The organism is Pontibacillus sp. HN14 (assembly GCF_021129245.1).
Classification (GTDB): Bacteria; Bacillota; Bacilli; order Bacillales; family BH030062; genus Pontibacillus.
This window is the reverse complement of record NZ_JAJOLR010000001.1, coordinates 1,414,367-1,439,797: the sequence shown is the minus strand read 5'-3', so window position 1 is coordinate 1,439,797 and position 25,431 is coordinate 1,414,367. Positions and strand designations below refer to the sequence as shown.

At 40.3% G+C, this 25,431-nt stretch carries 27 protein-coding genes; 21 read left to right on the top strand and 6 right to left on the bottom strand.

Translation table 11 applies throughout. The features are described from left to right. Positions 1–22: 22 nt before the first annotated feature. From LQ226_RS07470 to LQ226_RS07440, 7 genes are all read left to right on the top strand, one after another. Positions 23–2,197, top strand: coding sequence for a peptidoglycan D,D-transpeptidase FtsI family protein (locus LQ226_RS07470; RefSeq protein WP_231417214.1), 2,175 nt, complete (start codon positions 23–25; stop codon positions 2,195–2,197). Between the two features lie 252 nt (positions 2,198–2,449). After that, a complete protein-coding gene (locus LQ226_RS07465) occupies positions 2,450–3,445 on the top strand; it encodes a PstS family phosphate ABC transporter substrate-binding protein (RefSeq protein ID WP_231417213.1) in 996 nt (331 codons plus the stop codon). Between the two features lie 105 nt (positions 3,446–3,550). Next, a complete protein-coding gene (pstC, locus tag LQ226_RS07460; RefSeq protein WP_231417212.1) occupies positions 3,551–4,495 on the top strand; it encodes a phosphate ABC transporter permease subunit PstC in 945 nt (314 codons plus the stop codon). A gap of 1 nt (position 4,496) precedes the next feature. Next, entirely contained in the window at positions 4,497–5,375 is an 879-nt protein-coding gene (gene pstA / locus LQ226_RS07455; protein WP_231417211.1) for a phosphate ABC transporter permease PstA, read from the top strand. Between the two features lie 44 nt (positions 5,376–5,419). Further along, a complete protein-coding gene (gene pstB, locus LQ226_RS07450; RefSeq protein WP_231417210.1) occupies positions 5,420–6,187 on the top strand; it encodes a phosphate ABC transporter ATP-binding protein PstB in 768 nt (255 codons plus the stop codon). A 40-nt stretch (positions 6,188–6,227) separates the two neighbouring features. Continuing rightward, positions 6,228–6,884, top strand: coding sequence for a phosphate signaling complex protein PhoU (phoU, locus tag LQ226_RS07445; protein ID WP_231417209.1), 657 nt, complete (start codon positions 6,228–6,230; stop codon positions 6,882–6,884). Positions 6,885–7,197: 313 nt separating this feature from the next. After that, positions 7,198–8,001 (top strand): DUF817 domain-containing protein, encoded by an 804-nt coding sequence (locus tag LQ226_RS07440; protein WP_231417208.1) that lies wholly within the window; start codon positions 7,198–7,200, stop codon positions 7,999–8,001. A gap of 101 nt (positions 8,002–8,102) precedes the next feature. On the opposite strand, the gene LQ226_RS07435 is transcribed toward LQ226_RS07440, so the two are convergent. Both LQ226_RS07435 and LQ226_RS07430 read right to left on the bottom strand, forming a co-directional pair. Then, on the bottom strand, positions 8,103–8,594 hold the full coding sequence (locus LQ226_RS07435) for an MltG/YceG/YrrL family protein (protein WP_231417207.1): 492 nt from the start codon (positions 8,592–8,594) through the stop codon (positions 8,103–8,105). Further along, positions 8,591–8,980, bottom strand: a complete 390-nt coding sequence (locus tag LQ226_RS07430; protein ID WP_231417206.1) for a hypothetical protein — start codon at positions 8,978–8,980, stop codon at positions 8,591–8,593. Before LQ226_RS07430 ends, LQ226_RS07435 begins: the two co-directional genes overlap by 4 nt. A gap of 250 nt (positions 8,981–9,230) precedes the next feature. On the opposite strand from LQ226_RS07430, the gene rpmG reads away from it, so the two are divergent. From rpmG to LQ226_RS07405, 5 genes are all read left to right on the top strand, one after another. Further along, positions 9,231–9,380, top strand: a complete 150-nt coding sequence (gene rpmG, locus LQ226_RS07425; protein ID WP_029271012.1) for a 50S ribosomal protein L33 — start codon at positions 9,231–9,233, stop codon at positions 9,378–9,380. A 621-nt stretch (positions 9,381–10,001) separates the two neighbouring features. After that, positions 10,002–10,562, top strand: a complete 561-nt coding sequence (locus LQ226_RS07420) for a 5-formyltetrahydrofolate cyclo-ligase (protein ID WP_231417205.1) — start codon at positions 10,002–10,004, stop codon at positions 10,560–10,562. Between the two features lie 125 nt (positions 10,563–10,687). Then, entirely contained in the window at positions 10,688–11,650 is a 963-nt protein-coding gene (locus LQ226_RS07415) for an L-lactate dehydrogenase (RefSeq protein ID WP_231417204.1), read from the top strand. Positions 11,651–11,687: 37 nt separating this feature from the next. Beyond that, on the top strand, positions 11,688–11,894 hold the full coding sequence (locus tag LQ226_RS07410) for a hypothetical protein (protein WP_231417203.1): 207 nt from the start codon (positions 11,688–11,690) through the stop codon (positions 11,892–11,894). 86 nt (positions 11,895–11,980) lie between these two features. Next, entirely contained in the window at positions 11,981–13,519 is a 1,539-nt protein-coding gene (locus LQ226_RS07405; protein WP_231417202.1) for a rhomboid family intramembrane serine protease, read from the top strand. Here LQ226_RS07405 and LQ226_RS07400 read toward each other — a convergent pair. Beyond that, the gene (locus tag LQ226_RS07400) at positions 13,498–14,373 is read right to left on the bottom strand and encodes a hypothetical protein (RefSeq protein ID WP_231417201.1); all 876 of its coding nucleotides are present in this window, start codon (positions 14,371–14,373) and stop codon (positions 13,498–13,500) included. The two genes, LQ226_RS07405 and LQ226_RS07400, sit on opposite strands and share 22 nt — an antisense overlap. 85 nt (positions 14,374–14,458) lie before the next feature. On the opposite strand from LQ226_RS07400, the gene LQ226_RS07395 reads away from it, so the two are divergent. The 8 genes from LQ226_RS07395 (at position 14,459) to LQ226_RS07360 (ending at position 23,334) form a co-directional block, all read left to right on the top strand. Then, on the top strand, positions 14,459–15,505 hold the full coding sequence (locus LQ226_RS07395) for a M42 family metallopeptidase (protein WP_370635478.1): 1,047 nt from the start codon (positions 14,459–14,461) through the stop codon (positions 15,503–15,505). Between the two features lie 66 nt (positions 15,506–15,571). Continuing rightward, entirely contained in the window at positions 15,572–17,026 is a 1,455-nt protein-coding gene (locus LQ226_RS07390; protein WP_231417199.1) for a spore germination protein, read from the top strand. Between the two features lie 90 nt (positions 17,027–17,116). Then, complete coding sequence (locus tag LQ226_RS07385) at positions 17,117–17,326, top strand: YqgQ family protein (protein WP_231417198.1); 210 nt, start codon at positions 17,117–17,119, stop codon at positions 17,324–17,326. A gap of 4 nt (positions 17,327–17,330) precedes the next feature. Beyond that, the gene (locus LQ226_RS07380) at positions 17,331–18,290 is read left to right on the top strand and encodes an ROK family glucokinase (RefSeq protein WP_231417197.1); all 960 of its coding nucleotides are present in this window, start codon (positions 17,331–17,333) and stop codon (positions 18,288–18,290) included. Positions 18,291–18,617: 327 nt separating this feature from the next. Continuing rightward, positions 18,618–20,504, top strand: coding sequence for an LTA synthase family protein (locus tag LQ226_RS07375; RefSeq protein WP_231417196.1), 1,887 nt, complete (start codon positions 18,618–18,620; stop codon positions 20,502–20,504). Between the two features lie 182 nt (positions 20,505–20,686). Continuing rightward, entirely contained in the window at positions 20,687–21,571 is an 885-nt protein-coding gene (locus LQ226_RS07370) for a M14 family metallopeptidase (protein ID WP_231417195.1), read from the top strand. A 263-nt stretch (positions 21,572–21,834) separates the two neighbouring features. Further along, positions 21,835–22,533 carry an ABC transporter ATP-binding protein gene (locus tag LQ226_RS07365; RefSeq protein ID WP_231417194.1) on the top strand — a complete coding sequence of 233 codons (699 nt, stop codon included), beginning with the start codon at positions 21,835–21,837 and terminating at the stop codon, positions 22,531–22,533. A gap of 27 nt (positions 22,534–22,560) precedes the next feature. Continuing rightward, positions 22,561–23,334 carry an ABC transporter permease gene (locus LQ226_RS07360; protein ID WP_231417193.1) on the top strand — a complete coding sequence of 258 codons (774 nt, stop codon included), beginning with the start codon at positions 22,561–22,563 and terminating at the stop codon, positions 23,332–23,334. A gap of 50 nt (positions 23,335–23,384) precedes the next feature. Here LQ226_RS07360 and LQ226_RS07355 read toward each other — a convergent pair whose 3' ends face one another. Beyond that, the gene (locus tag LQ226_RS07355) at positions 23,385–23,567 is read right to left on the bottom strand and encodes a DUF2759 domain-containing protein (RefSeq protein ID WP_231417192.1); all 183 of its coding nucleotides are present in this window, start codon (positions 23,565–23,567) and stop codon (positions 23,385–23,387) included. A 165-nt stretch (positions 23,568–23,732) separates the two neighbouring features. Here LQ226_RS07355 and LQ226_RS07350 point away from each other — a divergent pair, with 165 nt between their 5' ends. Further along, entirely contained in the window at positions 23,733–24,350 is a 618-nt protein-coding gene (locus LQ226_RS07350; RefSeq protein ID WP_231417191.1) for an MBL fold metallo-hydrolase, read from the top strand. A gap of 38 nt (positions 24,351–24,388) precedes the next feature. Here the strand turns inward: LQ226_RS07350 and LQ226_RS07345 are convergent, their stop codons facing one another. Together LQ226_RS07345 and LQ226_RS07340 are read right to left on the bottom strand one after the other, a co-directional pair. Next, entirely contained in the window at positions 24,389–24,631 is a 243-nt protein-coding gene (locus tag LQ226_RS07345) for a DUF2626 domain-containing protein (RefSeq protein ID WP_231417190.1), read from the bottom strand. 92 nt (positions 24,632–24,723) lie between these two features. Continuing rightward, the gene (locus LQ226_RS07340) at positions 24,724–25,413 is read right to left on the bottom strand and encodes a helix-turn-helix transcriptional regulator (protein ID WP_231417189.1); all 690 of its coding nucleotides are present in this window, start codon (positions 25,411–25,413) and stop codon (positions 24,724–24,726) included. Positions 25,414–25,431 lie beyond the last annotated feature (18 nt).

Here is a 25,431-nt window from a genome sequence, read left to right as displayed (position 1 = left end):
TTTATTAGAGGAGGAGAGACTTATGGGGAAAAAGAACAAGAAAAAGAAGTCTCATCTTCCCTTTCGTTTAAATGTGTTATTCTTTATTATCTTTCTTATGTTTTCTGGTGTTGTGTTAAAGCTGGGCATGGTCCAGATCTTACATGGTGCTGAAGCGCAAGAAGAGATTAATCGTACTACAAACGATATTACAAAGACACCGGTACCGAGAGGGAAGATGTATGATCGTTTTGGCAATATAATCGTGGACAATTCACCACTTTATGCCATTACATACACACCACCAAAGTCAACAAATCAGGCGAAGCATTTAGAAATTGCGCGTAAGCTTGCGCCCATGATTGAGAAAAACACGAAGAAAGTAACCTTGCGTGATAAAAAAGATTACTGGATTCTTGTTAACAATGAGAATAATGAGGCAATAAAAGAACGGCTAACAGTAGAAGAGCAGACCTATACAAAGGAAGAAGAAGAAACAGACGCAAAAACTCCTTATGAGATACTATTAGACCGTATTGATCCTGAAAAAGACCTCCAATTCTCTGATGAAGAGCTTGAGATTATTGCAATCAAACGAGAACTCGATAGTGCTTATTCTCTATCTCCTCATATCATAAAGAATGAAGGCGTGACATTAAAAGAGTACGCTACTGTAGCCGAAAACTTAGATGAACTGCCTGGTATTAATGTAAGTACAGACTGGGAAAGAGACTATCCTTTTGGAGGGACATTCCGTAACTACTTAGGAAGTGTAAGTATGGCTGGTGTCCCAAAAGACGAGAAAGACTACTTCATGTCTCGTGGCTATAGTTTAAATGACCGTGTAGGCACCAGCGGATTAGAAGAGCGCTATGAAATGGTGTTAAAAGGTCAAAAGGAACAAATTGAACACACTGTAAACAGTGATCAGGAAGTCATTAACTCAGAAGTCATCCAACAAGGCACGCGAGGCAATGATCTTGTCTTAACGGTCGATATGGAATTGCAGAAAAGGTTAGATGAAATCGTCCAGAAACACTTAAAAGAAGCCATTACCCGCTATCCTGGTAAGAACAGTAATATGAGTGAAGCCATGGTTGTTATGTTGGAGCCAGATACTGGTGAAATTTTGGCTGTTTCAGGTCAAAAATATAATCGTGGAGAAAACGGGGAGAAACCTTATTTCCAAGACTTCTCCTTAGGGGCCATTACCCAGCAGTATGCACCAGGTTCTACAGTTAAGGGCGCGACTGTGTTAGCGGGGTATGACTCCGGTGTCATTAATTATGGAACACTCATAAATGATAATATTGCGATTGAACTTAAAAGTACAAAAGCCAAAGATTCTTACAAAGACTTAGGGACAATTAATGAAATCCAAGCTCTTGAGAAGTCCTCTAACGTATATATGTTCCATATTGCGATGAGGATTGCCGGGAACCCGACTTACGTACGGAATGCACCAATGAAGTTTAATGATGGAAGTTTCCAAGTCATGCGAGACTATTACAGTCAATTCGGCCTTGGTGTTAAAACAGGAATTGATATGCCGGCTGATACTGAATCCGCTGGTTTACAAGGTGAAGATTTCCAAGCAGGTAATATTATGGACTTAGCCATTGGACAGTATGATACTTATACAACGATGCAATTGGCTCAATATGTATCGACCATTGCAAATGATGGGTATCGAATCCAGCCACGTCTTGTGAAAGAAGTGCACGAACCAGACGTCCAGAATAAAGAGCTTGGACCGGTTATTGAATCCTATAGCCCGAATGTGTTGAATAAGATCTCCATGTCCCAAACGGATATTGACCGCGTTCAACGAGGATTTGAGCGTGTTTATCAATCAAATGGTACAGCGTATTATAACTTCGGTAAGGAAGTGGATTACTCTGTAGCAGGTAAGACAGGAACGGCTCAAGCGAGGGTTTATGATATTTCGCGAGATGAATACGGTAATGCAATAGATGTAACGGGTTTTACACCCGTGGAGAACCTGACCCTGGTTGGATACTCTCCGGCTGATGATCCGGAAGTAGCCTTTGCAGTCGTTGTGCCAAACACAGGGGTCATGAACGGGCAATACCCTATTAATACTCACATTGGTCGTGACGCGATGAATGCCTATTATGATTTAAAAGAAAACCGCGCAGAAGCAATGAAAGAAAAGAAATCAGAAGACGAAATGGAAGATGAAGCAACTGAAGAATAAAAGATAGAGAAAAGAGAGGGTTATGCTTATGCATAACCCTCTTTTTTTTGTAGAAACTAAAGAATACCTCAAGTGGAAAACCCCGTAATACCAGGAAGTTTGCGAAGTCTATACATGAAAAATGATCAATTTACACAACCTTAACATTTCATTCATACGCCGTTAAAACTCTATCTGTAGTATAAGCATTGTGAGTTGATCAAGCCCACTTGAACAACAAAATTCAACATTTAATTTAGGGGGAAAAAAGAAATGAAAAGTTTCAAGCATTTAGCACTAATCTTCACACTTATCCTTGCTCTTGGAGCTCTTGCAGCTTGCGGAAGCAGCGAAGGCGAAGATGAAGACACTTCAAATGGTGATACTCAATCTGAAACAGACGGTGGAGAAGCACTTTCCGGTAATGTGAAACAGGCAGGTTCTTCTACTGTTTACCCTATGGCCCTATACATTCAAGAGCGTTACGCATCTAAAGAAAGCGATGTTAACGTAACATTACAATCCATCGGTTCTGGTGGCGGATTCGAAAAGTCTACTAAAGGCGAAATCGATCTTTCAAACGCTTCTCGTCCGATTAAAGAAGAAGAAAAGAAAAAAGCTGAAGAAAACGATGTTAACCTACATGAACTTACACTTGCATATGACGGTCTTACAGTAGCTGTTAGTTCTGAAAACGACTTTGTTGACAACCTTACAGTAGATCAACTGAAAAAGATCTTCCTTGACAGTTCTGACGCTAAGAAATGGTCTGACATCAATCCTGAATGGCCAGACGAAACCATTAAAATCTTCGCTCCAGGTCATGACTCTGGTACATTCGACTACTTCAACGAAGTAATTCTTGAAGATAATGCAATGCGTGAAGATGGAGATGTTCAAACTTCTGAAGATGACAATACACTTGTTCGCGGCATTAAAAACAGTGAATACGCAATCGGCTTCTTCGGTTATGCTTACTACCTTCAAAACGAAGATTCTCTTAAAGCTTTAGGTATTCAAAATGGTGAAGATGCTGAACCAGTAAAACCAAACCATGATACGATCCAAAGCGGAGAGTATGCACCACTTTCTCGCCCACTATTCACATATGTTGTGGAAAGTGCATTAGAGAAACCTCAGGTATATGATTACACAATCTATACACTTGAGAATGCAGGAGACGCTGCTAAAGAAGTTGGATATGTCGCTCTTCCAGAAGAAAAATATCAAGAGCAAATTGATAAAGTTAAAGAACTAGCTGGAAAATAAGTAGTAGCAAACTTCTTGGATAATTGGTTCTGTGTGAGGTGAGGGGACGGGTTGAAAGTTGTTCCCCTCACTTTGCTATGTTCCAGATGAAAGGGGATTTCATAAATGGTTTCATCTAAAAAGAATCACGATGAGCTTTCTGTAAAGGAAAGGATTGCTAAGAATAAACAATCCAATAGCTCGACCATGTTTGTGGAAAAATTAGTGCCTAAACTATTGTTACTCTGTGCTACGCTATCTGTACTTGTGACATTAGGAATACTTTATACGTTATTATCTGAAACATTTACTTTCTTTAATCAAGTAAGTGTTGTTGAATTCTTTACAACGACCTATTGGAATCCGTGGCGTGATTCATATGGAATTTTGTCTTTAATTAGTGGTACGTTATTAATTACAATAACAGCCATGATTATTGCGATCCCATTAGGTGTTGCTTCAGCTATATTCTTGAGTGAATATGCATCTGATAAAGTTAGAAGAATGCTTAAGCCAATTCTTGAAGTACTGGCTGGAATTCCTACAGTGGTATATGGCTTCTTTGCTTTAACCTTTGTTACGCCAATGTTGGACAAAATTATTCCAGACCTATCTTTCTTTAACGCACTAAGTGCAGGTATTGTTGTAGGTGTCATGATCGTCCCAATGGTTGCTTCTCTTACGGAGGATGCAATGGGGGCTGTGCCAAACACATTACGTGAAGGAGCAATGGCTCTTGGATCAACAAGACTTGAAACAACAATTAAGGTTGTTATACCAGCTGCTTTATCTGGTATTGTCGCTTCTTTCGCACTTGCTATGTCTCGTGCCATTGGAGAAACAATGATCGTGGCCATTGCAGCAGGTGCTACACCGAAGTTTACGCTAGATCCAACGCAGTCGATTCAGACGATGACAGGGTACATTGTTCAAGTCTCTACAGGAGATGTTTCATTCGGCTCGACTATTTACTATAGTATCTATGCAGTCGGAACAACCCTATTTGTCTTCACGTTAATTATGAACCTTCTTGCACAATATATTAGTCGACGATTTAGAGAGGAGTACTAATATGGCTTTAGTAAATAAAGAAACAGTGTCTAATAAAATGAATAGTCGTATCTTAAAGAATAAGATTGCAAAGGTAATCTTCTTCATTGCTACGATTATTGGATTATTATTCTTAGGGGCTTTAGCTTATCGGATATTGACTCAAGGACTCGGTAGCTTAGATATGGATTTCTTAACGGGCTTCACCTCACAAAGTCCAGATCGTGCAGGGATTAAAGCCGGGGTCATTGGCTCCTTATGGTTAATGTCAGTAACGGCTCCTGTAACTCTTGTGATCGGGGTAGCCACTGCCATTTATTTAGAGGAATACGCTAAACGAGGAAAGTTTACGCGATTCATCCAAATTAACTTGCAGAACCTGGCCGGAGTACCGTCCATTGTTTTTGGTTTATTAGGTCTTACAATTTTCGTTTATATCTTTAAAACGGGGGAAATTATTCTTGCTGGTGGTTTGACGTTAGGCCTTCTTGTTCTTCCTGTAATCGTCGTTGCAGCACAAGAATCGATTCGTTCTGTTCCGAATGAATTACGTGAAGCTTCTTATGGGATGGGTGCTACGAAATGGCAAACTGTTAGACGCATTGTTTTACCAGCAGCGATCCCTGGTATCCTAACTGGTGGAATTCTTGCTCTTTCCCGTGCGATTGGTGAAACCGCACCCTTGTTACTTGTAGGAGCAGCAACAGCAATCTTTACACTTCCAAGTAGCATTTTTGATCCTTATACAGCCATGCCGATTCAAATTTATAGCTGGACAAAAGCTCCACAACCTGAATTTGAGTATGTGGCTTCAGCCGGAATTATCGTACTACTAGTGATCTTATTGCTCTTAAACTCTATTGCTGTATTTATTCGAAACAAATTCTCTAAACGTTTATAAACCTTTATAGAATCAGCGGATTATCGAAGGAGGCATTTGTCGTTATGGCAGATACAAAAAGCTCAGTATTTAATGTGAAAGATTTAAACTTATGGTACGGGGATAACCAAGCCCTTTATGATATAAATATGGATATTAAAGAAAACGACGTTACAGCTATTATTGGACCATCTGGTTGCGGTAAGTCTACGTATGTTAAAACGTTAAATCGTATGGTTGAGACCGTTCCTGTTGTAAAAACATCTGGTGAGATTGAATACCGTGGAAAGAACATTTTCGAAAAAAACTATTTAGTAGAAGACCTTCGTACGAAAGTGGGAATGGTATTCCAAAAACCGAACCCGTTTCCTAAATCCATCTACGAAAATATCGTATACGGACCTAAAATTCACGGAATTAAAGATAAAAAGACACTCGATCAAATTGTAGAGAAGAGTCTAAAAGGGGCGGCCCTTTGGGATGAAGTAAAAGACCGTCTTCATGAAAATGCGTACGGTTTGTCTGGTGGACAGCAACAGCGTGTTTGTATTGCTCGTTGTTTAGCTATTGAACCTGATGTCATTTTAATGGATGAGCCTACTTCTGCTCTTGACCCGATTTCTACATTGAAGGTAGAAGAATTGATTCAGGAACTGAAGAAGGATTACAGTATCGTAATCGTTACGCACAATATGCAACAAGCGGCACGTATTTCTGATAAAACAGCTTTCTTCTTGAGCGGTGAACTTGTAGAATATACAGATACAAACACATTGTTCCAGAATCCGTCCGATAAACGCACAGAAGATTACATTACCGGACGTTTCGGCTAAGCAGAAGTTGATGATCGGAAATCGAAAGGGGTAAATGGGTATGATAAGAGGTCAGTTTCACGAAGATATGGATCAATTAAAGTATAGTATTAAGAAGTTAGCTGTAGGAACCGTGCAAGCATTTGAAGAAGCTCTTGATGCACTGTACAATCAAGACATTGATAAGGCGAAGAAGATTATTGAAGAAGATGATCAACTAGACCGTAAAGAACTTGAAATTAATGAACAGGCTATCCTGCTTATCGCAAAGCAGCAACCTGTTGCAACGGACCTTCGCAGGATGATTGTCGCGATTAAGGTTTCTTCTGATCTTGAACGTATGGCCGATCACGCAGTGAATGTTAGTAAAAGTGCCATTCACTTAGGTGAAGATCATGATATCACCATTCCTCCGGCTTTACGAGATATGTTTGGGGTAGCCAAGGAAATGGTGGATACAGCTACGAAAGCTTTTGAGAACGAAGACATTTCACTAGCGCGTGTGCTTGCAGAAATGGATGACAAAGTTGATGAAATGTATGGCCAAATAACAAGAGAAATGCTAGAGCTTACAGCTAATAACCCGCAGAAGATCCAGCATATTATGCAAATGGCTTACGTTGCTCGTTATATTGAACGCTTTGCGGATCATATTACGAACATCGGGGAGTATATTTTCTACCTTGTTAAAGGTCAAACCTTTGACCTAAATGAATAATAGCTAGAATCAAAAAGGCGGAATCAATCATGATTCCGCTTTTTTGTATGCAAATTTCCGTCCAACACCCCTCCACTTTAAAACTCCATACGTTTCTTAAGGAGCGTTCTTAAACATACACTAGTTAAGAAGTTTGTGCCGATTCGAGATTGCCTTTACACAAAATATATCCTTAAAATTATAATGCGATTTAATAATTATTTATTGTAAAACAATAAATAATACTATATAATCAACATCATAAAAACGATTGCCAAAACGACCGTCCCTGGAGGAATAGGTAAGTAGAGGCTTAGTAAAGGAGAGAAGAGGCATGAGGGCACTGAAACAACTCACTTTTTTTGGAGGGGAACAAGCCTGGTCTTGCATTTTCCCAGTGGTTATTTTCGTATCGTTGGCTGTTACGCAAATGATCTCTCTCCCTATCTTGCCAAGGTATGATTGGTTATTGATCATCTTTCTTCTTATGCAGTGGTGGATGGTTCGTTCTGGACTTGAGACAAGAGATGAGTTAAAAGTTATCACCCTGTTTCACTTAATCGGATTAGCTCTAGAGCTGTTTAAAGTACACATGGGATCCTGGTCTTATCCGGAAGCGGGATATTCGAAGGTGTTTGGGGTTCCTTTGTATAGTGGATTTATGTACGCAAGTGTCGCTAGTTATCTTTGTCAGGCATGGAGAAGGTTAGACGTACATTTAGTGAAATGGCCGCCATTATGGCTCGTTGTCCCCTTGGCTTCTGCCATTTACTTAAACTTCTTCACTCACCATTACTGGATTGATATTCGTTGGTGGTTATCAGCGCTTGTAATCATTGTCTTTTGGAAATCATCCGTGAGCTACCGTATCAATGATGCCCGTTACAGAATGCCTCTTGCTTTGTCTTTCGTCCTTATTGGCTTTTTTATTTGGATTGCTGAAAATATTGCCACATTTTTTGGGGCTTGGGAATATCCCAATCAACGAGAGGCATGGAGTCTTGTGCATCTCGGGAAAGTGAGTTCATGGCTTTTACTTGTGATTGTGAGTTTTCTTATAGTAGCTACGTTAAAACAAGTTAAAGGAAGAAACGCGATTCAAATAAAAGCTAATCAGACTCTGATCGATAATGATTAGGTGATGAATCTTAAAGAGGATGAAAGAATGTTTCCATTAGTTATTAAATAGAATCGTAAAATAGCCTTTCATTGTAAGTATCCAATGAAAGGCTATTTTAGTTATCGCGTAATAATCCTCGCGATCTCCTGGAAGGACATCTGATTTACGACTGTATATTCACCGATCTGTATGTAGCGGCTGAATTCGTTGTCCACTAAGTATGCTCTGAAGCCTTCAGCATCCTCGATGATTCCATTCTGTGCTAGTACCTGGCTAATGTCTTCTGGAACCATGCCTTCTTCAATGGATAGTGTATAAGCTTTCACGGATCCTTCTTCATCACCGGTTGGTTTAGATGTCTCTTCTTTATCTTCTTGCTTTTGTTGTTCATCTGAATCTGCATTTTGTTCAGGTGAAGCCTTTTCTGTTAACTGAGTGTACTCATTTTCAGTTAAGATGGTATACCCCTTTTCCTCTAATAAGGAGGCTGCCTCTTCTTTTGTAGGAGCTGTTTCTTTAGCTTGGCTAGGATCTTGTTGTGAATAGGCAAAAGCTAGTAAGGCAGTTGCTGTTAATAGACCTAGTGCGAATGCTCTTAGCGTATATTTCATGAATGTACACCTCGCTGCTTCTCTGTGGAATATTGCCTTAATGTGACGAAGATATCTTCTTCTTTCATAGAGGTTTTATCAGCGATTTCTTTTGTAGTAAACCCTTCCTGGTACAGGTCTAGTACTTTTTGTCCCATCAAGTTTGATTCGGACTCGTCAGCGGGGGTAGGAGTAGGTTCCTGATAAAAGCGTTCAGGCGCTTCATCAATGAGAAGTTCTTCTTCTAAAACACGCATTTTCTTCTTCAATTGATACGTTTCTTGAATCGCATTTAACGAGATCTCTTCCATCTGTTCTTCTAACTCTTGTATTCGACTCTTTGCAAAGAAAGAGAGGATGTACAGGACAAGTGCTACCGAAAATAGTGTTAAAAACACGTAAATCATTTCTTCACCTCATTTCATTTCTTTACTAGTTATATCATACTAGAAAGCGTGAGAAAACCGACCTTATACTCGTTTTACAATGAATTTCTATAAGCGTCGCCACAAGTAGAGTTGTAGAAATTCTTCCGACATTCAATAAATGAGCAAAACAGCCTTGAAAGAATAGGCATGATTTGATACTATAAATAAGTCTGATAAAGTATGTAAATACATTAAACAGAGTAAAGAATGGTATTTGGAGGGATAAACGATGCGTGTAAACATTACACTTGCTTGCACTGAAACTGGTGACCGCAACTATATTAGCACTAAAAACAAGCGTACAAACCCTGAGCGCTTAGAATTAATGAAATATTGCCCACGCTTGAAGAAACACACTCTTCATCGTGAAACGAAGTAAACAGTAGGACTCGCTCCTACTGTTTTTTTTATAATGTTTTGTTGAAGAGTTTCTTGTTGTTATTTTAATGTGCGAAGCTGAGACATTTTAATAAGGAGAGGGGCTGTTCACGTTTAATGAGAGATAGGGGTGTCTGGGGAACGACTCGCTTTCCACGGGCGAGGTGTCGAGCCTCCTCAATCGCTACGCTCATTCCGGGGTCTCGTCTACCTCTTTCTCCCGTAGGAGTCTCCCCGTCCCCCAGACACCCCTTATTAATATTAGGAGAAACAGCCCCAACCAGAGGAAGCGTGGAATTTTATCAACACCCTACTAGCTTATGCGATATGTTTACGTTTTATATACATATGGCAAAGGTGGTTCGGGAAATTGCGAGACTCCTGCGGCAAGAGGAGCCTAGGGGAGACCCCGCAGAGAGCGGCAGCGAACGAGGAGGCTTCCCAGCTCGCCGCGGAAAGCGAGTGATTTCCCGAACCACCTTACGCACAGGCTAACGTAAACGGAAACTTTCTCTCTTATCAAGCCTTTCACATAAGTGGACATATATGGAACACATTGTGAATCCCCCACTTTAGTAGAAATTCTTATAATGGATCCTATAAAAAAGAAAGAGGTGTTTGGTTGAAAACGAAATCAGAATGGCGTACATATGGTAAAGACTTATTGAAGAATATGAGTACGGAAGAAAAGAAGCAAAAAGAGCAGGAGATCTATTTGGCTCTTTTAAATAGCAAGTTATGGGATCAAGCTTCGACCGTTGGGTGTACGATCTCTCAAGCTCACGAAGTCGATACGGCTCCCATTATTGATTTGGCGTGGAAAGAGGGGAAAAAGGTTGTGGTGCCTAAGTGCACCCCTAAAGAAAGTCGTTTAGACTTTCATCAGCTCACATCCTATGATCAGTTAGAGACGGTTTATTTTGGCCTTCAGGAGCCTGTTCCGACGCTTTGCCCGGTCAGTGAACCGAACTCGATTGATCTTATGCTTGTGCCAGGGCTGGTCTTTGATCTTGAAGGATATCGTATAGGTTATGGCGGTGGGTATTATGATCGTTACCTCGCTACTTATGCGAATGAAACGGTTGCTTTAGCTACGGAAGCTCAGGTTGTATCTAGTGTCCCTCATGAAGAATATGATGTCCCGGTACGGAACCTTGTCACGGAAAAAGGGTTTCGCTTATAAAGGCGAGGACAATTGTAACAATATCTTAACAATGAAAGCGCTATCGGTGGTTTTGGGGCTTTGTGCATTCATGTACAATATAGGTAGATAGGAAAGTATTTCATTCAGAGAAGGGATGATGGAGAGTGGAAAGAGTTAATCGAATTGCACTAATCGGAACAGGATTTGTAGGATCAAGTTATGCCTTCGCTTTATTGAATCAAGGTGTAGGGGACGAGCTTGTCTTAATCGATGTAAATAAGGAAAAATCTGAAGGAGATGCGATGGACCTTAACCACGGACTAGCCTTTGCCCCTTCCTATACGAAAATATGGTATGGAGACTATAGTGACTGTGCTTCTGCTGATCTTGTTGTTATAACTGCCGGCGCAAATCAAAAGCCAGGTGAAACTCGATTAGATCTGGTGGAGAAAAATTCTGCTATATTTAAATCTATTGTAGATCAAGTTATGGGTTCAGGTTTCGATGGAATTTTCCTTGTTGCGACGAATCCGGTAGATATCCTGACCTATATGACATGGAAATTCTCAGGCCTGCCAAAGCATCGTGTCATCGGATCCGGAACGATTTTAGACACGGCCAGACTTCGTTATTCTCTAGGAGAATACTTTAATGTGGATTCCCGTAATGTGCATGCTTATATCATGGGAGAGCACGGAGATTCTGAGTTGCCAGCATGGAGCCATGCGAATATAGGCGGACGTACGGTCTTTGATCGAATTAAAGATAACCCTGAGAAATATAGCGAAAGAGATCTAACCCCGTTATTTGAAGGTGTAAGAGATGCTGCCTACCATATTATACAACGTAAAGGGGCTACGTATTACGGGATTGCGATGGGGCTCGTTCGATTAACGAAAGCCATTCTTCATAATGAGAATTCAATCTTAACTGTTTCTGCTTATTTGAACGGGGAATATGATGAGAAAGATATTTACATTGGCGTGCCAGCTATTGTGAATCGTTCAGGAGTGCGAGAAATCCTTCAGATCGACTTAGATGAATTAGAAGAAGCGCAATTTGCGAATTCAGCAAAGGTGTTAAGGGATACACTTAACCCGGTTTTAGAAAAGTATAATAAAGAATAAAATCGTTTTTCCATCCGCATACTAAGCCTATCAACTAGTGAATAGGTGGGTTATGATGAGAGTGATCATGTGGTTATTCTTCTTAATAGCTGGAATGTATGCGTTAAATCGTTATAAATATCGCATATTAAATGGTGTATTAGCGTATGATTTATTAAGAAAAGTTGCGGTCCGTGTAAGCATGCGGATGCCTTATTTAAGAGAAAAAATCTTACCGCAGATCTTAGGAAGATCAACCTTTTAGAAAACGTTCAGTCGTCATGTACGACTGAACGTTTTTTTTCAAGTCTTCGGCTGCTTTTGGTATGATAAAAGAAAGGAGAGAGGCAGATGTATTTAGAGGATATTTATTATTTCTGGAAGATGACCTACACTTTCATTTCTCGGTATGAATATGAAGTGATTCACATTGACCACGAACGAAGGGAAGTGTGGCTTGAGCAGACTAAAGGAACCATAACGAAAATCATTCGATTAAAGCAACAAACCTTTGATTGGTCTAATCATCTTAAGCGGGATCAGGATGACGTAGCTGAGAAAGTGAAGCGATTATCTAAATCCCTTGTTGGGAGAGATATAAGGGTTCATTTAGTATACATCTCACAATTTCCGCCGGTAGATGAGTGGGAACAAAAACCAATACATATAAATAATGGCCGAAAGTCGGTTCGTATCATGACCTATTTTGTGCCACAACATGATCGGGAAAGACATCTTGGTGAGGTTTATGAAGCTCTATACATCAAAGATCCCCCATTTTCTCCTGAAAGTGAAGAAGAGATGGAAAGTAACGTACCTCAATTGAGAAGAGCGGTTGATCAAGCCATAGAACAAAACATAAAAAGTCAGCAAGCTGTTCTAAGTCGTGGCAAACCAATCTTCACCTATTTGTTGATTGCCTTAAACGTTATTATGTACTTTGTATTAGAGATCAATGGAGGGAGTCAAGACACCAATACGCTCATCAAGTATGGAGCTAAATTTAACCCTTTCATTTTGGACGGGGAATGGTGGAGAATCGCAAGTTCTATGTTTCTTCATATCGGTATATTTCACATCTTACTCAATATGTTGGCCCTTTATTACCTGGGGAATGCTGTTGAGCGAATGTTTGGAAGTGCCCGCTTTTTAGTAATTTATTTCGTCAGTGGGATCGTAGGTGGACTGGCAAGCTTTGCTCTTTCCCAAAACGTTGCTGCCGGTGCATCTGGAGCAATCTATGGTCTGTTTGGCGCCCTTCTTTTCTTTGGGTTAATTTATAAGAAGCTATTCTTTAAAACGATGGGGAGTAATATAATAGGTATCCTCCTGATTAATATCGTTATTAGCTTTACCATCCCTCAAGTGGATATTGGGGCACATCTCGGAGGGTTAGTCGGCGGCTTTTTAGCTTCTTCTTTGGTACACTTTCCTAAGAAACGAAACTTACTCACACAAACGGCGAGTTTTATAGGGGTGTTAGTGACCGGAGGCCTCCTCTTTTATGCAGGCATGCAGACAAACGAGACCTATGAACCTCATACCGAAATCGTTCTCGCTTCATACTATCAACAAGAAGGCTCTTTTCAGGATGCCTATGAAGTAGCAGATGAAGCGATTGAAGAACATGGGAATAAGGATAGCATCCTCTATTTCATTCGTTCTTACGGGCATATTCAACAAGATCGAACTGATCAGGCGCTTACTGATTTAAAGCGTTCTGTTGAATTAAATGATCAAAATGATCCTGCTTGGTATAACCTTGCTGTCCTTTATGCGAGGCAAGGGGAAAGAGACCTTGCTATAGAGGCTGTTCAAAAAGCTATAGACATTAACCCGGAGGCTGAGGATTATAAAGACCTGTTAAATCAGTTAGAAGCATCCGGATAATACTGCAAGAGTTTTTCTTTCTTTCCTTGTGCATTTTCGTACAACACTAGCAGGTGTTTTCCATCTTTATCAGCTAATATTAATGGAACATAGCTTGATTCATTTGTTGGGTCAGATGAAGCAGTGAAATCAAGAATATAATCTTTATAAAGTCCTTCCCATAGTTGGCCGATGACTTGTTGAGTTTGTTCAACGTCTAAACCTGGGAGGGGCTTTGTTTTATACTGCGGTAAAGAAGTGAGTGGAATGCGCACGTATTGTTCAATTGGGATTGAGAAGTGTGTAATTAATTGGTTCCATCTGTAGGCTAACTGCTGCTCTGTAGCGCGGTCGAGCGTTTCTTTCCAATCTTTTTGTTGCTGATTCTGCGGCTCTGTAAAAGACTCAAGCGGTGTGAGGGGTGAATCAATGACATAAAGCTCGCTTTGGGTCATGTCTTGAATACTCTTAATGCGATCATCTGGATAGTGAACTTCTCCGTGATGATAAGTAATTGCCTGGTAGTGGCCGCTATCCTCTCCTTGCACTTTCTCTTCTTGAACAAGGTCCTGTCCATTTTCTTTCCATTTTCCAAGCACGCCTTTTAGTCTGCCGTCCTCATAGAGTAGTGAAATGTCCTGTCGGAGGTAAACAGGCTCTTTCAAGCTTGAATTGGTGGTCCAATGAATTTCATATTCATCACGATCGCTTTCTGAAAGCATTTCTAGTGACGTGCTTGTATCCTCTAGAGAGATGCTTTCATCAAGGGGAAAATACTTCACTACGTTTTGCACGTCTTTTTGTGACCACTGAAACACAATAAAAAAGCCTAAAGCGTGGCTGATTAATAGAATCGGAATGAGTTTCTTCATCATACAAGTCCCCTTTTCTTTTGGACATCCTGTGTCATTCATATGTATGATAGAAGATAGAAAGTTATGAAAATGAAAAGGGGAGATCATTTTGAAACACACGCAAGCCATTACAGGTATAGTAGAACAACTCGTAAACATTCCAAGTCCTTCAGGGTTTACAGACGCATGTATTGACCATTGTGCTGCCTTCTTTGAGGATATGAAGATTCCGGCTTATAAGACTCAAAAAGGGGCCCTCATTGCAACGATAGAAGGAGAAGACACGTCCAAACACCGTTTATTGACAGCTCACGTTGACACGCTTGGTGCTATGGTCAAGGAAATTAAGTCGGATGGAACCTTGAAGCTATCCATGATTGGTGGATTTAAATGGAATAGTGTCGAAGGAGAATACTGTGAAATTCATACGGCTAGTGGGGCCACTTATTCAGGTACAATTCTAATGCACCAAACCTCTGTCCATGTTTATAAAGATAGTGGGGACAAAAAGCGAGACAAAGAGAATATTGAAGTGCGCGTTGATGCTGAAGTACATAATGCTGAAGATACAAAGAATCTTGGCGTCCAAGTTGGGGACTTTGTATCATTTGATCCTCGTTTTCAAACGACGGATAACGGCTTTATTAAATCGCGTCATTTGGATGATAAAGCTAGTGTAGCTATACTCATGCACCTCGTTCATTCGCTGAAGGAAGAAGGAATTGTATTACCATATACAACACACTTCTATATTTCTAACAATGAAGAAATTGGATATGGGGGGAATGCAAGTATCCCGGCTGAGACATCAGAATATTTAGCTGTCGATATGGGAGCTATTGGAGATGGTCAAACAACGACCGAATATGTGGCTTCGATTTGTGCGAAGGATTCCTCTGGCCCTTATCATTATGGGTTACGCCAACACCTCGTTCAACTAGCAGAACACAATGATATCGGGTATGAAATTGACATCTACCCGTACTATGGTTCAGATGCTTCAGCTGCGATACGAGCGGGAGCCGATGTAAAGCATGGCTTAATAGGTCCTGGTATTGATGCCTCTCATGCTTACGAGCGGACGCATGTTTCTTCGCTAGAACATACATTTAATTTACTGTGGGCATATGTTCAATCAGAACTCGTCGATTAATTTGTGTATGCTTATAAAGGTTTGTGCACAAAATGAGGTTAGACCTTTATAAAGCTAGGTGATGAAATGGAAAAGCAGCCGATGTTTAACAACTATGATGATAATATTCAATATATGAAGGAGAGGCTGGGCGTTGATAAAAGCTTTGACGTGATTCAGCTTGATCTGGAGTATGCCGGGAGAAGAATGGCCCTCTTTATGATTGACGGTTTTGTTAAAGATGAGATTCTTCATTATTTAATGAAGCTCTTATCCCAGCTTGAACCGGAACAATTAGAGCCAAATCCCTTTGAGAAGTTGTTGCGTACACACCTCCCGTACGTCGAACTTGGTCATAAAACAGATCTAAATGAAGCGACGGATTGGGTGCTTGCTGGTCCAACAGCTTTAGTTGTAGAAGGCATTGACGATAAGATTATTATGATTGATGCCAGGACATACCCTGTACGTGGTCCTCAGGAGCCTGATATTGAACGTGTGGTGAGGGGCTCAAGGGATGGGTATGTGGAAACAATTATCTTTAACACCGCTTTAACAAGAAGACGAGTGCGGGATCGTTCATTGCGTATGGAATATTTACAGATTGGACGCCGTTCAAAGACAGATGTCTGCCTGTGCTATTTAGAAGACGTTGCTGACATGGATAAAGTCCAACACTTAAAAGATACCTTGCAGATGATTGATACCGATGGATTACCAATGGCTGAGAAGACCGTTGAGGAATTCTTAAGTGGCAGACACTGGAGCCCTTACCCGACGATTCGATATACGGAGAGACCCGATACAGCAGCGGCTCACATATATGAAGGCCATATACTTATAATGATCGATGGCTCGCCAAGTGTCATGATTACACCGGCTACATTTTGGCATCACTTACAGCACGCTGAGGAGTATAGGCAAAAGCCTTCCGTTGGGGCCTATTTACGTTTTGTTCGTTTCTTCGCTGTTCTCGCATCGTTATTTGTTTTACCTTTATATTATCTATTTTCAATTGATACGACCTTATTGCCTGAACATTTAAAGTATATTGGCCCTACAGAATTAGGAGTCTTGCCACTTATTGTCCAATTTTTAATTGCGGAGATTGGGATTGATACGTTAAGGATGGCTGCTATTCATACGCCATCAGCATTGGCTACAGCCCTTGGCTTAGTAGCGGCTATTTTAATCGGGCAAGTTGCCATTCAGGTAGGATTGTTTTCAAATGAAGTTGTTCTCTACCTGGCTGCAGCCGTAATCGGTACGTATTGTACACCAAGCTATGAACTCAGTCTGGCCAATCGTTTAACGAGGCTTGGGCTCTTAGTTGTCACAGCGCTATTTGAAGTAAAAGGGTTTGTGATTGGCACGACGATTTGGATTTTGTATTTAGCAAGTTTGAATACATTTAAAACGGCTTATCTTTGGCCATTTTTACCTTTCTCGTACCGAGCGTTTCGTGATGTAATTTTACGCTCACCAATGCCGCTCAAAAATCGACGCCCTGCTTTTCTGCATCCACAGGACCCTGACCGTTAATGGTCAGGGTTTCTTTATGTTGTGGTAACTCGTAAGGATTCCTTATTTCTTTTATAGGAAGCGCTTGCTATAATAAAAGTGGTGATGAATATGAAGTCCATTTATGATATACAAAAATTATTAATGAAATATGGAACTGTAATTTATATTGGAGATCGATTAGCTGATTTGGAATTAATGGAAATGGAAATGCGAGAATTATACAAGTCGCAGTTTGTATCCGACCAGGATTTTCAAATGGCGATGCTCCTACTTCGTCAAGAAATGACTAAAGTTCGAAAAGCCAGAGGTGAAGGGTGAGGACATGGAACAACAAAACGTAATTGGAATCGATATCGGAGGCACAACTGTTAAATTGGCTTTCGTTACATATGATGGGGAAATTATTCATAAGTGGGAGATCCCGACTGTGGTAGAAGGCGGACCTGAAGGAATGGTAGAAGATATAGCCACATCCATCCGGAATGAACAGCGAAAGTTAGATTTGTCCCATGAAGATTTTAAGGGGATTGGTGCAGGTGCCCCAGGATATATTAGCTTAGAAGAAGGGATCGTTTATGAAGCCGTAAATATCGGTGGTTGGAAAGATGTACCTTTAAGTAAGCTCTTAGGGGAGGCAACGGGCTACAATGTTCGAATCGAAAACGATGCCAATCTAGCTGCGCTTGGAGAGTATTGGAAAGGTGCAGGAGACAAGGCTGAAGACTTACTTGCCTATACACTAGGTACCGGCGTTGGCGGTGGCATTATTGCAAATGGTGAACTGCTGCACGGGGCAAATGGAACGGTTGCAGAGCTTGGTCATATGACAGTGATAGCCAACGGAGGTAGACATTGTAATTGTGGGCGCACAGGTTGTCTTGAAACGGAAGCTTCTGCTACAGGCATTGCTCGTTCTGCTCTCGATGGAATTGAACAAGGTCGTAGCACATCCTTAAAAGAACAGTATGATCAATCTGGAGAAATATCAGCGAGAGATGTCTTTGAAGCTGCAGCAGACGGAGACGAGTTAGCAAAAGAAATTATTGATCATGTTACAAATGTATTAGGGCTAGCGATCTCTAATATGGCCATTGCCATTAACCCTTCTAAGATCGTAATCGGGGGAGGAGTTTCAAAAGCCGGAGACCAACTATTAGAGCCACTACGCTCGAAGTTTGATAGATTTACTTTACAGCGTACCGGAAGCGCTGTAGAATTTGTAATAGCATCTCTCGGTAACGATGCAGGTGTCATAGGTGCCGCTTACTTGGCACGCCAATAAATGAGACAAGAGAATTCCAATGAATCCTGTAACCATTTGTTACAGGATTTTACTGTGTATGAAGAGAAAATGTTAGAGAAATTGAACAAATTCTATTTGTCGTGTAGGGATGTTTTATTCATATCCGTCTATTTGTGTGAATACCTTTTAAATTGTATGTAAAAAATTAGTTAATCATATTTGAAACTTTTATGGTATCATAACCGTCATATAGACTAGTGGTTGTTTAGAATACTGTAGAAAGTGGAATTTAAATGTATTAGGTATTCATTCGAATGAAATGAGAACTCAACAATAGAATATTTAAAGAACGAGGAGGAAAGGAATATGTTGCAAAGGAAGTCACTTCCATTATATCTGGTTGCTGCTTTGCTTTTTGGTGTTAAAACATATTTTGTATATCGTTTTATTTTTGATCTCTCTATTGAGAACTTCCTACAAGAGATCATTTTAATTATTAATCCATTTGCAACAGCTGTATTATTCTTTACATTTGTTGTATTACTGAAGCCAGAAAGACAAATCAAGTATATTAAGCACTTATCACTCTTAATGACTCTTGTCCTATACTTTAATGTCCTATACTACCGGTCGTTTACAGATTTCTTAACCATACCGGTATTGTTCCAAACGAACAATGTGGGTGATTTAGGGTCTAGTATATTGGGGTTAGTTTACGCTACTGACCTATTATTATTCGTTGATGTAGCTATTGTTTACTATCTGAGTAAGCGTGTAGCGGTGGACGCGCAACCACGCTTTAAGGGAATGAAATTTAAAGCAGCTGGTATTGCGATTGTGCTCGTTATGACAAACTTTGTCCTTGCAGAAATTGAACGTCCGATGTTGTTCCAGCGCACGTTTGACCGTGAATACTTAGTGAAGAATATCGGTGTGTTTAACTATCATATTTATGATGTAGCGCTTCACTCCAAAACAAAAGCGCAGCGCGTTTTAGCAGATGGAAGTGAAATGAGTGACATTCGTGACTATGTTCAAAATGAAGTGAAAAGTAAACAAGAATCCGAGCTTGAAGGAATCGCGGAAGGGAAAAATGTCATTTATATCTCTGCCGAATCTTTACAGAGCTTTGTGATCAATAAGAAGATTAACGGAAAAGAGATCACACCATTTTTAAACGATCTCATTGATGATAGCTATTACTTTGAAAACTTCTATCACCAAACCGAACAAGGGAAGACTTCAGACTCTGAGTTTGTAGTAGAGAACTCGCTATACCCCCTTGGTCGAGGAGCCGTTTTCTTTACTCATTCGCAAAATGAGTTTAATGCTGTGCCTGAGATCGTGGGCGAAAATGGATACCATTCAGCCGTTTATCACGCAAACAACAAAAGTTTCTGGAACCGTGACGTCATGTATGATTCATTAGAATATGATCAATTCTTTGGTGAAGAAAGCTTCGATGTTACACCAGAGAATACAATTGGGTGGGGCTTAGATGATAAAGCATTCTTCGACCAGGGAGTCGATAAGCTTAAAGATTTAGAAGAGCCTTATTATGCGAAGTTCATTACACTTACGAACCATTTTCCTTTTGAACTTCCTGAGGAAGACCAGCATATTGACAAATATGATTCTAGTTCTAAAACACTCAATCAGTACTTTACTACAGTGCGTTATATGGATGAATCGATCGAGAAGTTCTTCCAAAAGCTAAAAGATGAAGGGCTTTATAAAGATAGCATCATCGTTATTTACGGGGATCACTATGGTATTAGTGAATACCACAATAATGCGATGTCTCAGTTCCTGGGGAAAGAAATTACCCCTTATGAACATACACAGCTTCAACGTGTACCATTCTTTATTCATATTCCAGGGCATGAAGGAAATAAAGTCATCTCTAAACCTAGTGGCCAGATGGATGTGAAGCCAACCATCTTAAGTATGTTAGGAATTGATACGGGCGGAGATATCGAATTTGGTACAGATCTCTTTACTGATGATGTTGATCCTTTCGTTGTATTAAGAGATGGAAGCTTTATTACAGAGGACTACTTGTATGCAAGCGGCCATTGCTATGACCGTGAATCAGGTGAAGAGCTAGAAGGGGATTCTTGTGAACCTCTACAGAAAAAGGCTCAACAAGAACTTGATTACTCAGACCAAATTGTTTATGGTGACCTATTCCGCTTTTACGATTTTCAAAACGGAACGGTAGCCGATGAAAAAGATAAAGAAGATAAAAACTAACGAATAAGGTACTTCTGCACATGCAGAAGTACCTTTTTTATAGTGAGGCTTCATTCTAATAGGGGTGGTAGAATAAAGTAAGAAGAGGTTAGGGTTCTCTAATCATGCCTTCAATCTTATTAGGATTCAGAAGATGATAGGACTTGAGTAATAAATAGGCTTAGATTCTAAAGAGGGGGAGAATGATGAGGTATCCTTATGATTCTAAGGCGTTAGAAGAAGAAATAGGTGAGGTAACTAAGTACGCCACCTTTGTCACCAAGGAAATAATCGGCTACTCGGTGCTTGGTCAACCCATTTATGAATTAACAATTGGAAAAGGGCCTGCATCTATTCATTGGAATGGATCCTTTCATGCCAATGAATGGATGACAAGTGCGGTTTTAATGGATGTAGTCAGACAATATGTGAAAGCAATTAACCATGATGGTGTCTTTGGTGAGGTGAAAGCAAGAGAGCTGTTTTCACAAACAAGGCTCTCCGTAGTTCCTATGGTGAATCCTGATGGTGTAGACCTTGTGATGCATGGCCCGCCGCATGGAAGCGACCCTAGTGAGTTCGCAAAAATGAATGGAATCAATCAAACATTTACACCCTGGAAAGGGAATATCAGAGGGGTGGATTTAAATAATCAATTTCCTGCAAGATGGGAATGGGAGAGAGCAAGAAAGCCTAAACAACCTTCTTTCAGGGATTATCCTGGAGAACAACCATTGACTGAACCTGAGGCACAGGCGATGGTTATGCTTACAAAAAAACGGGATTTCGATCGGGTGTTAGCCTTTCATTCTCAAGGAGAAGTCGTTTACTGGGGATATCAGGGTATGGAGCCTGTTCAATCCTCTAAAACGGTAGATGCCTTTTATAAAAAGAGTGGTTACTTGCCTGTTCGAACGATTGAAAGCTTTGCAGGTTATAAAGATTGGTTTATACAAGAGTATAAGAGAGAGGGATACACCGTTGAAATAGGGCGAGGCATCAATCCTCTTCCTCTTTCATCATTTCCTGTCCATTTGGAAAAAGTAAAAGAAATTTGTGCGGTAAGTCTGGCAGTGCCTCTTGAATAAGACTACCTAGACTGTTATTCATTGCTTTCCCCTTGTGGGAATGTCATACTTTTCTTGATTATGAAACAACCTCTTGAAGTACGGCGAATGCTATAACCTCATGAGGATCTTATAAACGATCGTCATGAGGTTATACTAGAGGGGAGATCCCAGTCTTCTATTACATGTTCACCAGGTGGGAGGCTTTACTTAATGGAAGGTTGTGGATTTTTAGAACGAAAAGAGTCTATGGTTTGGTGAGCGGGTCAGGAGGATGAACACTTTTGGAACAGGAACCGTTGTTTATATTTAAAAACGTAAATAAGTCCCCTTTAAAGCAGTTGGATTTTAAAGTGAAAAAAGGGGAGAATGTGATGCTTTTTGGACCTTCCGGTGCTGGAAAGAGTACGCTCCTCCACCTTTTTAACCGGTTAAGTGACCCTGAAGAAGGGTCGATACAGTATTTAGGGAAGAACCTTCAGGATTATGGAATTATTGAGCTGCGGAAACAAGTTGGGCTTGTTATGCAAGCTCCGAATCTTTTTCCGGGGACTGTTCTTGATAACTTGAAGTTTGGTCCCTCCTTACACGGAGAGTGGAAAGACTCGAATGCGAAATCGTTACTAGAAGCAGTTCAACTCCCACTAGACTATTTGAACCGGGCGATAGATCAACTATCCGGGGGAGAACAGCAGAGGGTTTCGCTTGCCCGAACACTAGCGAATAAACCATCTGTCTTGCTTCTTGACGAGCCGACTAGTGCGTTGGACCAGCACACAACGGAGGAAATAGAACAAGTGTTAGAAGGGTTAGCCGTTGAGCAAGGAGTTACGTTAATTATGGTGACCCACCATTTAGATCAGGCAAAGCGGTTGGGGAGCCGAGGGATTTTTCTTGCAGACGGAGAAATCGTAGAAGAAGGCAATATCGAAGACCTTCTATCAAATCCAAAAACAGAAGAACTAACATCGTTTATGTCTTAAAGAGGCTTAAATGGGAAGGGATCATCCATGTCACCAGAGATATCAAATCAATCACTACTTTTTTTAGTTGTATTTGTCCTTGTTCCTTTAACATTATCCTACTACTATCAATTGGGTTTGAATAAAGGGATTATTTGGTCATCCATCAGGGGGACGATTCAGTTATTTGCCATTGGTTACTTGCTGACTTTTTTATTTGACCTGCCAGCCTATATTGGAATCCCTTTTATGCTTTCGGTGATGATTACGGTTGCTAGTTTTCACGCTCGAAAGAAAGGAAAGGGGTTACCGTCTGTTCTGGGCGTTATTTTTATTGGTTTAATTGTTATTGAAGTGGGTGTGCTTGGACTGTGGCTATTATTTGATATGATTGAATTTACGCCAAATGAAGTCATTCCAATGAGTGGCATGGTCATTGGCAATAGTATGATTGCGATGGGATTAGCACTAGAGAGGTTAAAAAGTGAGTTTAAAGAAAATGAGGGGAGACTTACGGCTGCTTTATCCCTTGGGGCTGAGCCTAAAGAAGCCTCTCAGATTATTATTCAGAGGACCCTTGGAGCTTCTCTGATCCCGAATGTGGATAAGTTAAAAACGATTGGGCTTGTTCAATTACCGGGTATGATGACGGGATTAATTCTTGGCGGGGTAAGTCCAATTATGGCGATTAAGTATCAGCTAGTCATCTCACTTAGCATTTTCTCGGCTGTTTCGTTGAGTGCTATTTATATTACGCTGATGATGTATAAGTACTTCTTTACAAATAAAATGCAGCTGAAACATATGGAGATAGACCAATAAAAAAACCCTGCAAGAGGCAGGGTTTTTTTGCCGTATTAGGTCCTTTAGCTTTAATGACCTCCGCCACCGGAATTGGTGAACTGAGAAATAATCGTCATAATGGAAAAGAATCCAAACACCAAAGTAGAAATACCAGCAAAAGCTACAGCAAATAGATTGTTCGTTTTTAATTCGCGGAATACTGCAAGAGCACATAGAATTGTTACGACAAGCAACATAATAGCTAATACCATATTCCTTAACCCCCTTTGATCGAATCGATCGTCTTAGACGACGCGCTTAATTACTACTATAATAGTATGTAACGTAGCTTATCTCCTCATACATTCTAAACGACTTTAGCGTGTTTGTCGAGATGTTACATGCAGTTTATGAAAACTTTTTCAGGAGGAATGAACATGAACGTTGAACAGTTGCCACTAGGGCCTTTAGGCACAAATTGTTATATCATTGAACAAGAAAAGAAAGCGCTTATTATTGACCCTGGCAGTGAGGGAGAGAAGCTTATCCGAATGATAGAACGTAGAGAGATTTCTCCGGTTGCCATTCTATTAACGCACGCTCATTTTGATCACATCGGAGCAGTAGATGAAGTGCGTGATCATTTCAGTATTCCGGTGTATGTACATAAAGAAGAGGAAGACTGGCTAGGGAAGCCAGAATTAAATGGATCGAAATTCTTCCAGATGGGGCAGGTGACAGCGCGAGACGCGGATCATTTAATCGAACTCGGCACAATAAATATGGATGGTTTTACATTCGAAGTTCGCCATACACCAGGACACTCGCCAGGAAGCGTTTCATTTTGGTTTAAAGAACAATCCTTCGTCATCGCAGGTGACACGTTATTTCAAGGAGGAATTGGACGTACAGATCTACCTGGGGGAGATATGAAAACACTTCAAGAAAGTATAGAAGACCAACTATTATCTCTTGGTGATGACACGAAAGTCTATCCGGGGCATGGTGGTAGAACGACGGTTGGAGAAGAGAAAGTTATGAACCCATTTTTATAAGACATATAAAAAAACGGCATCGTAGCGATGCCGTTTTTTTAGTGTCCGAAACTTGGGTGTAATAAGAATGAAGAATAATAAGTGAAACCGATAAAGAAAATGGTTAAATAAGCGCCAAATATGTACATATACATGCGCTCTGAAAGTTTTAAATAACTTAATGTAACGAAAAAGACTGTTTGCACCAAGAATAGAACTGTAGCATCGTACATCTCGCCAACATAGAACATAACCGTAAAGATCCCTGTCCAGAATGCGAGAACGCGAAACATCCGGTCCATATTGTATCCCCCTCCTTTATCCCAAAGGTGACTTATCATGGTAATTATAAACGACTCTTGCTTTATTGTAAATAAATGAAATGAAACCCCTATCATAACGCTGCTTTATAAGAACAAGTAGCGCATCCTTCCATCATATTATGCACTTCTTTTAAGTGAATATTCGTAAATAAAGCTCTCATCATTCCTTCTAAAAAGAAACCATGCATCGTGCAAACGAGTTGAGGGTTTTCTTTGGCGAGATCCTTAAATGGACAATTTGATAATGAAAAAAAGATTGTCTCTTTATGTTTAACATACTCGAAATTCGGGAACATGCCTATGATAATTGCCGAATCTTGCAACCAGCTGATTTTCTCTTCAATAGATAAACGTTCAGGATTTTGGTTACCGAAACTTTGTTTAAACAACGATTTTCCGTATTTAAAACCAGTTGAATAAAGGACTCGTTCTCCTTCCATACCCAATTCCATTAAAGATTCAAGCGCAATTCTGGCCAATAGGTGGTAGTCCCGATATGGAAACTGCAAGCTAACGTCGTTTTCTGATAAATGATAGAGACGACTCGGTCTACCTCCTTTACCTGTTTTCTGAGTACTTGAAACCAAAAGTTGCACATCCTCAAGCTTTGTTAAATGCAAACGGGCCACATTTGGATGAATGCCAAATTCAGATGCAATATCAGTCACAGAAACAGCTTGGTTATGTTTCGTTATAAACTGATAAATTGAATATCGGGTAGCGTCTGCAAGAACATTTGTCACTTTTAATGTATGATCCATAGAAATCCCCTCCATTTA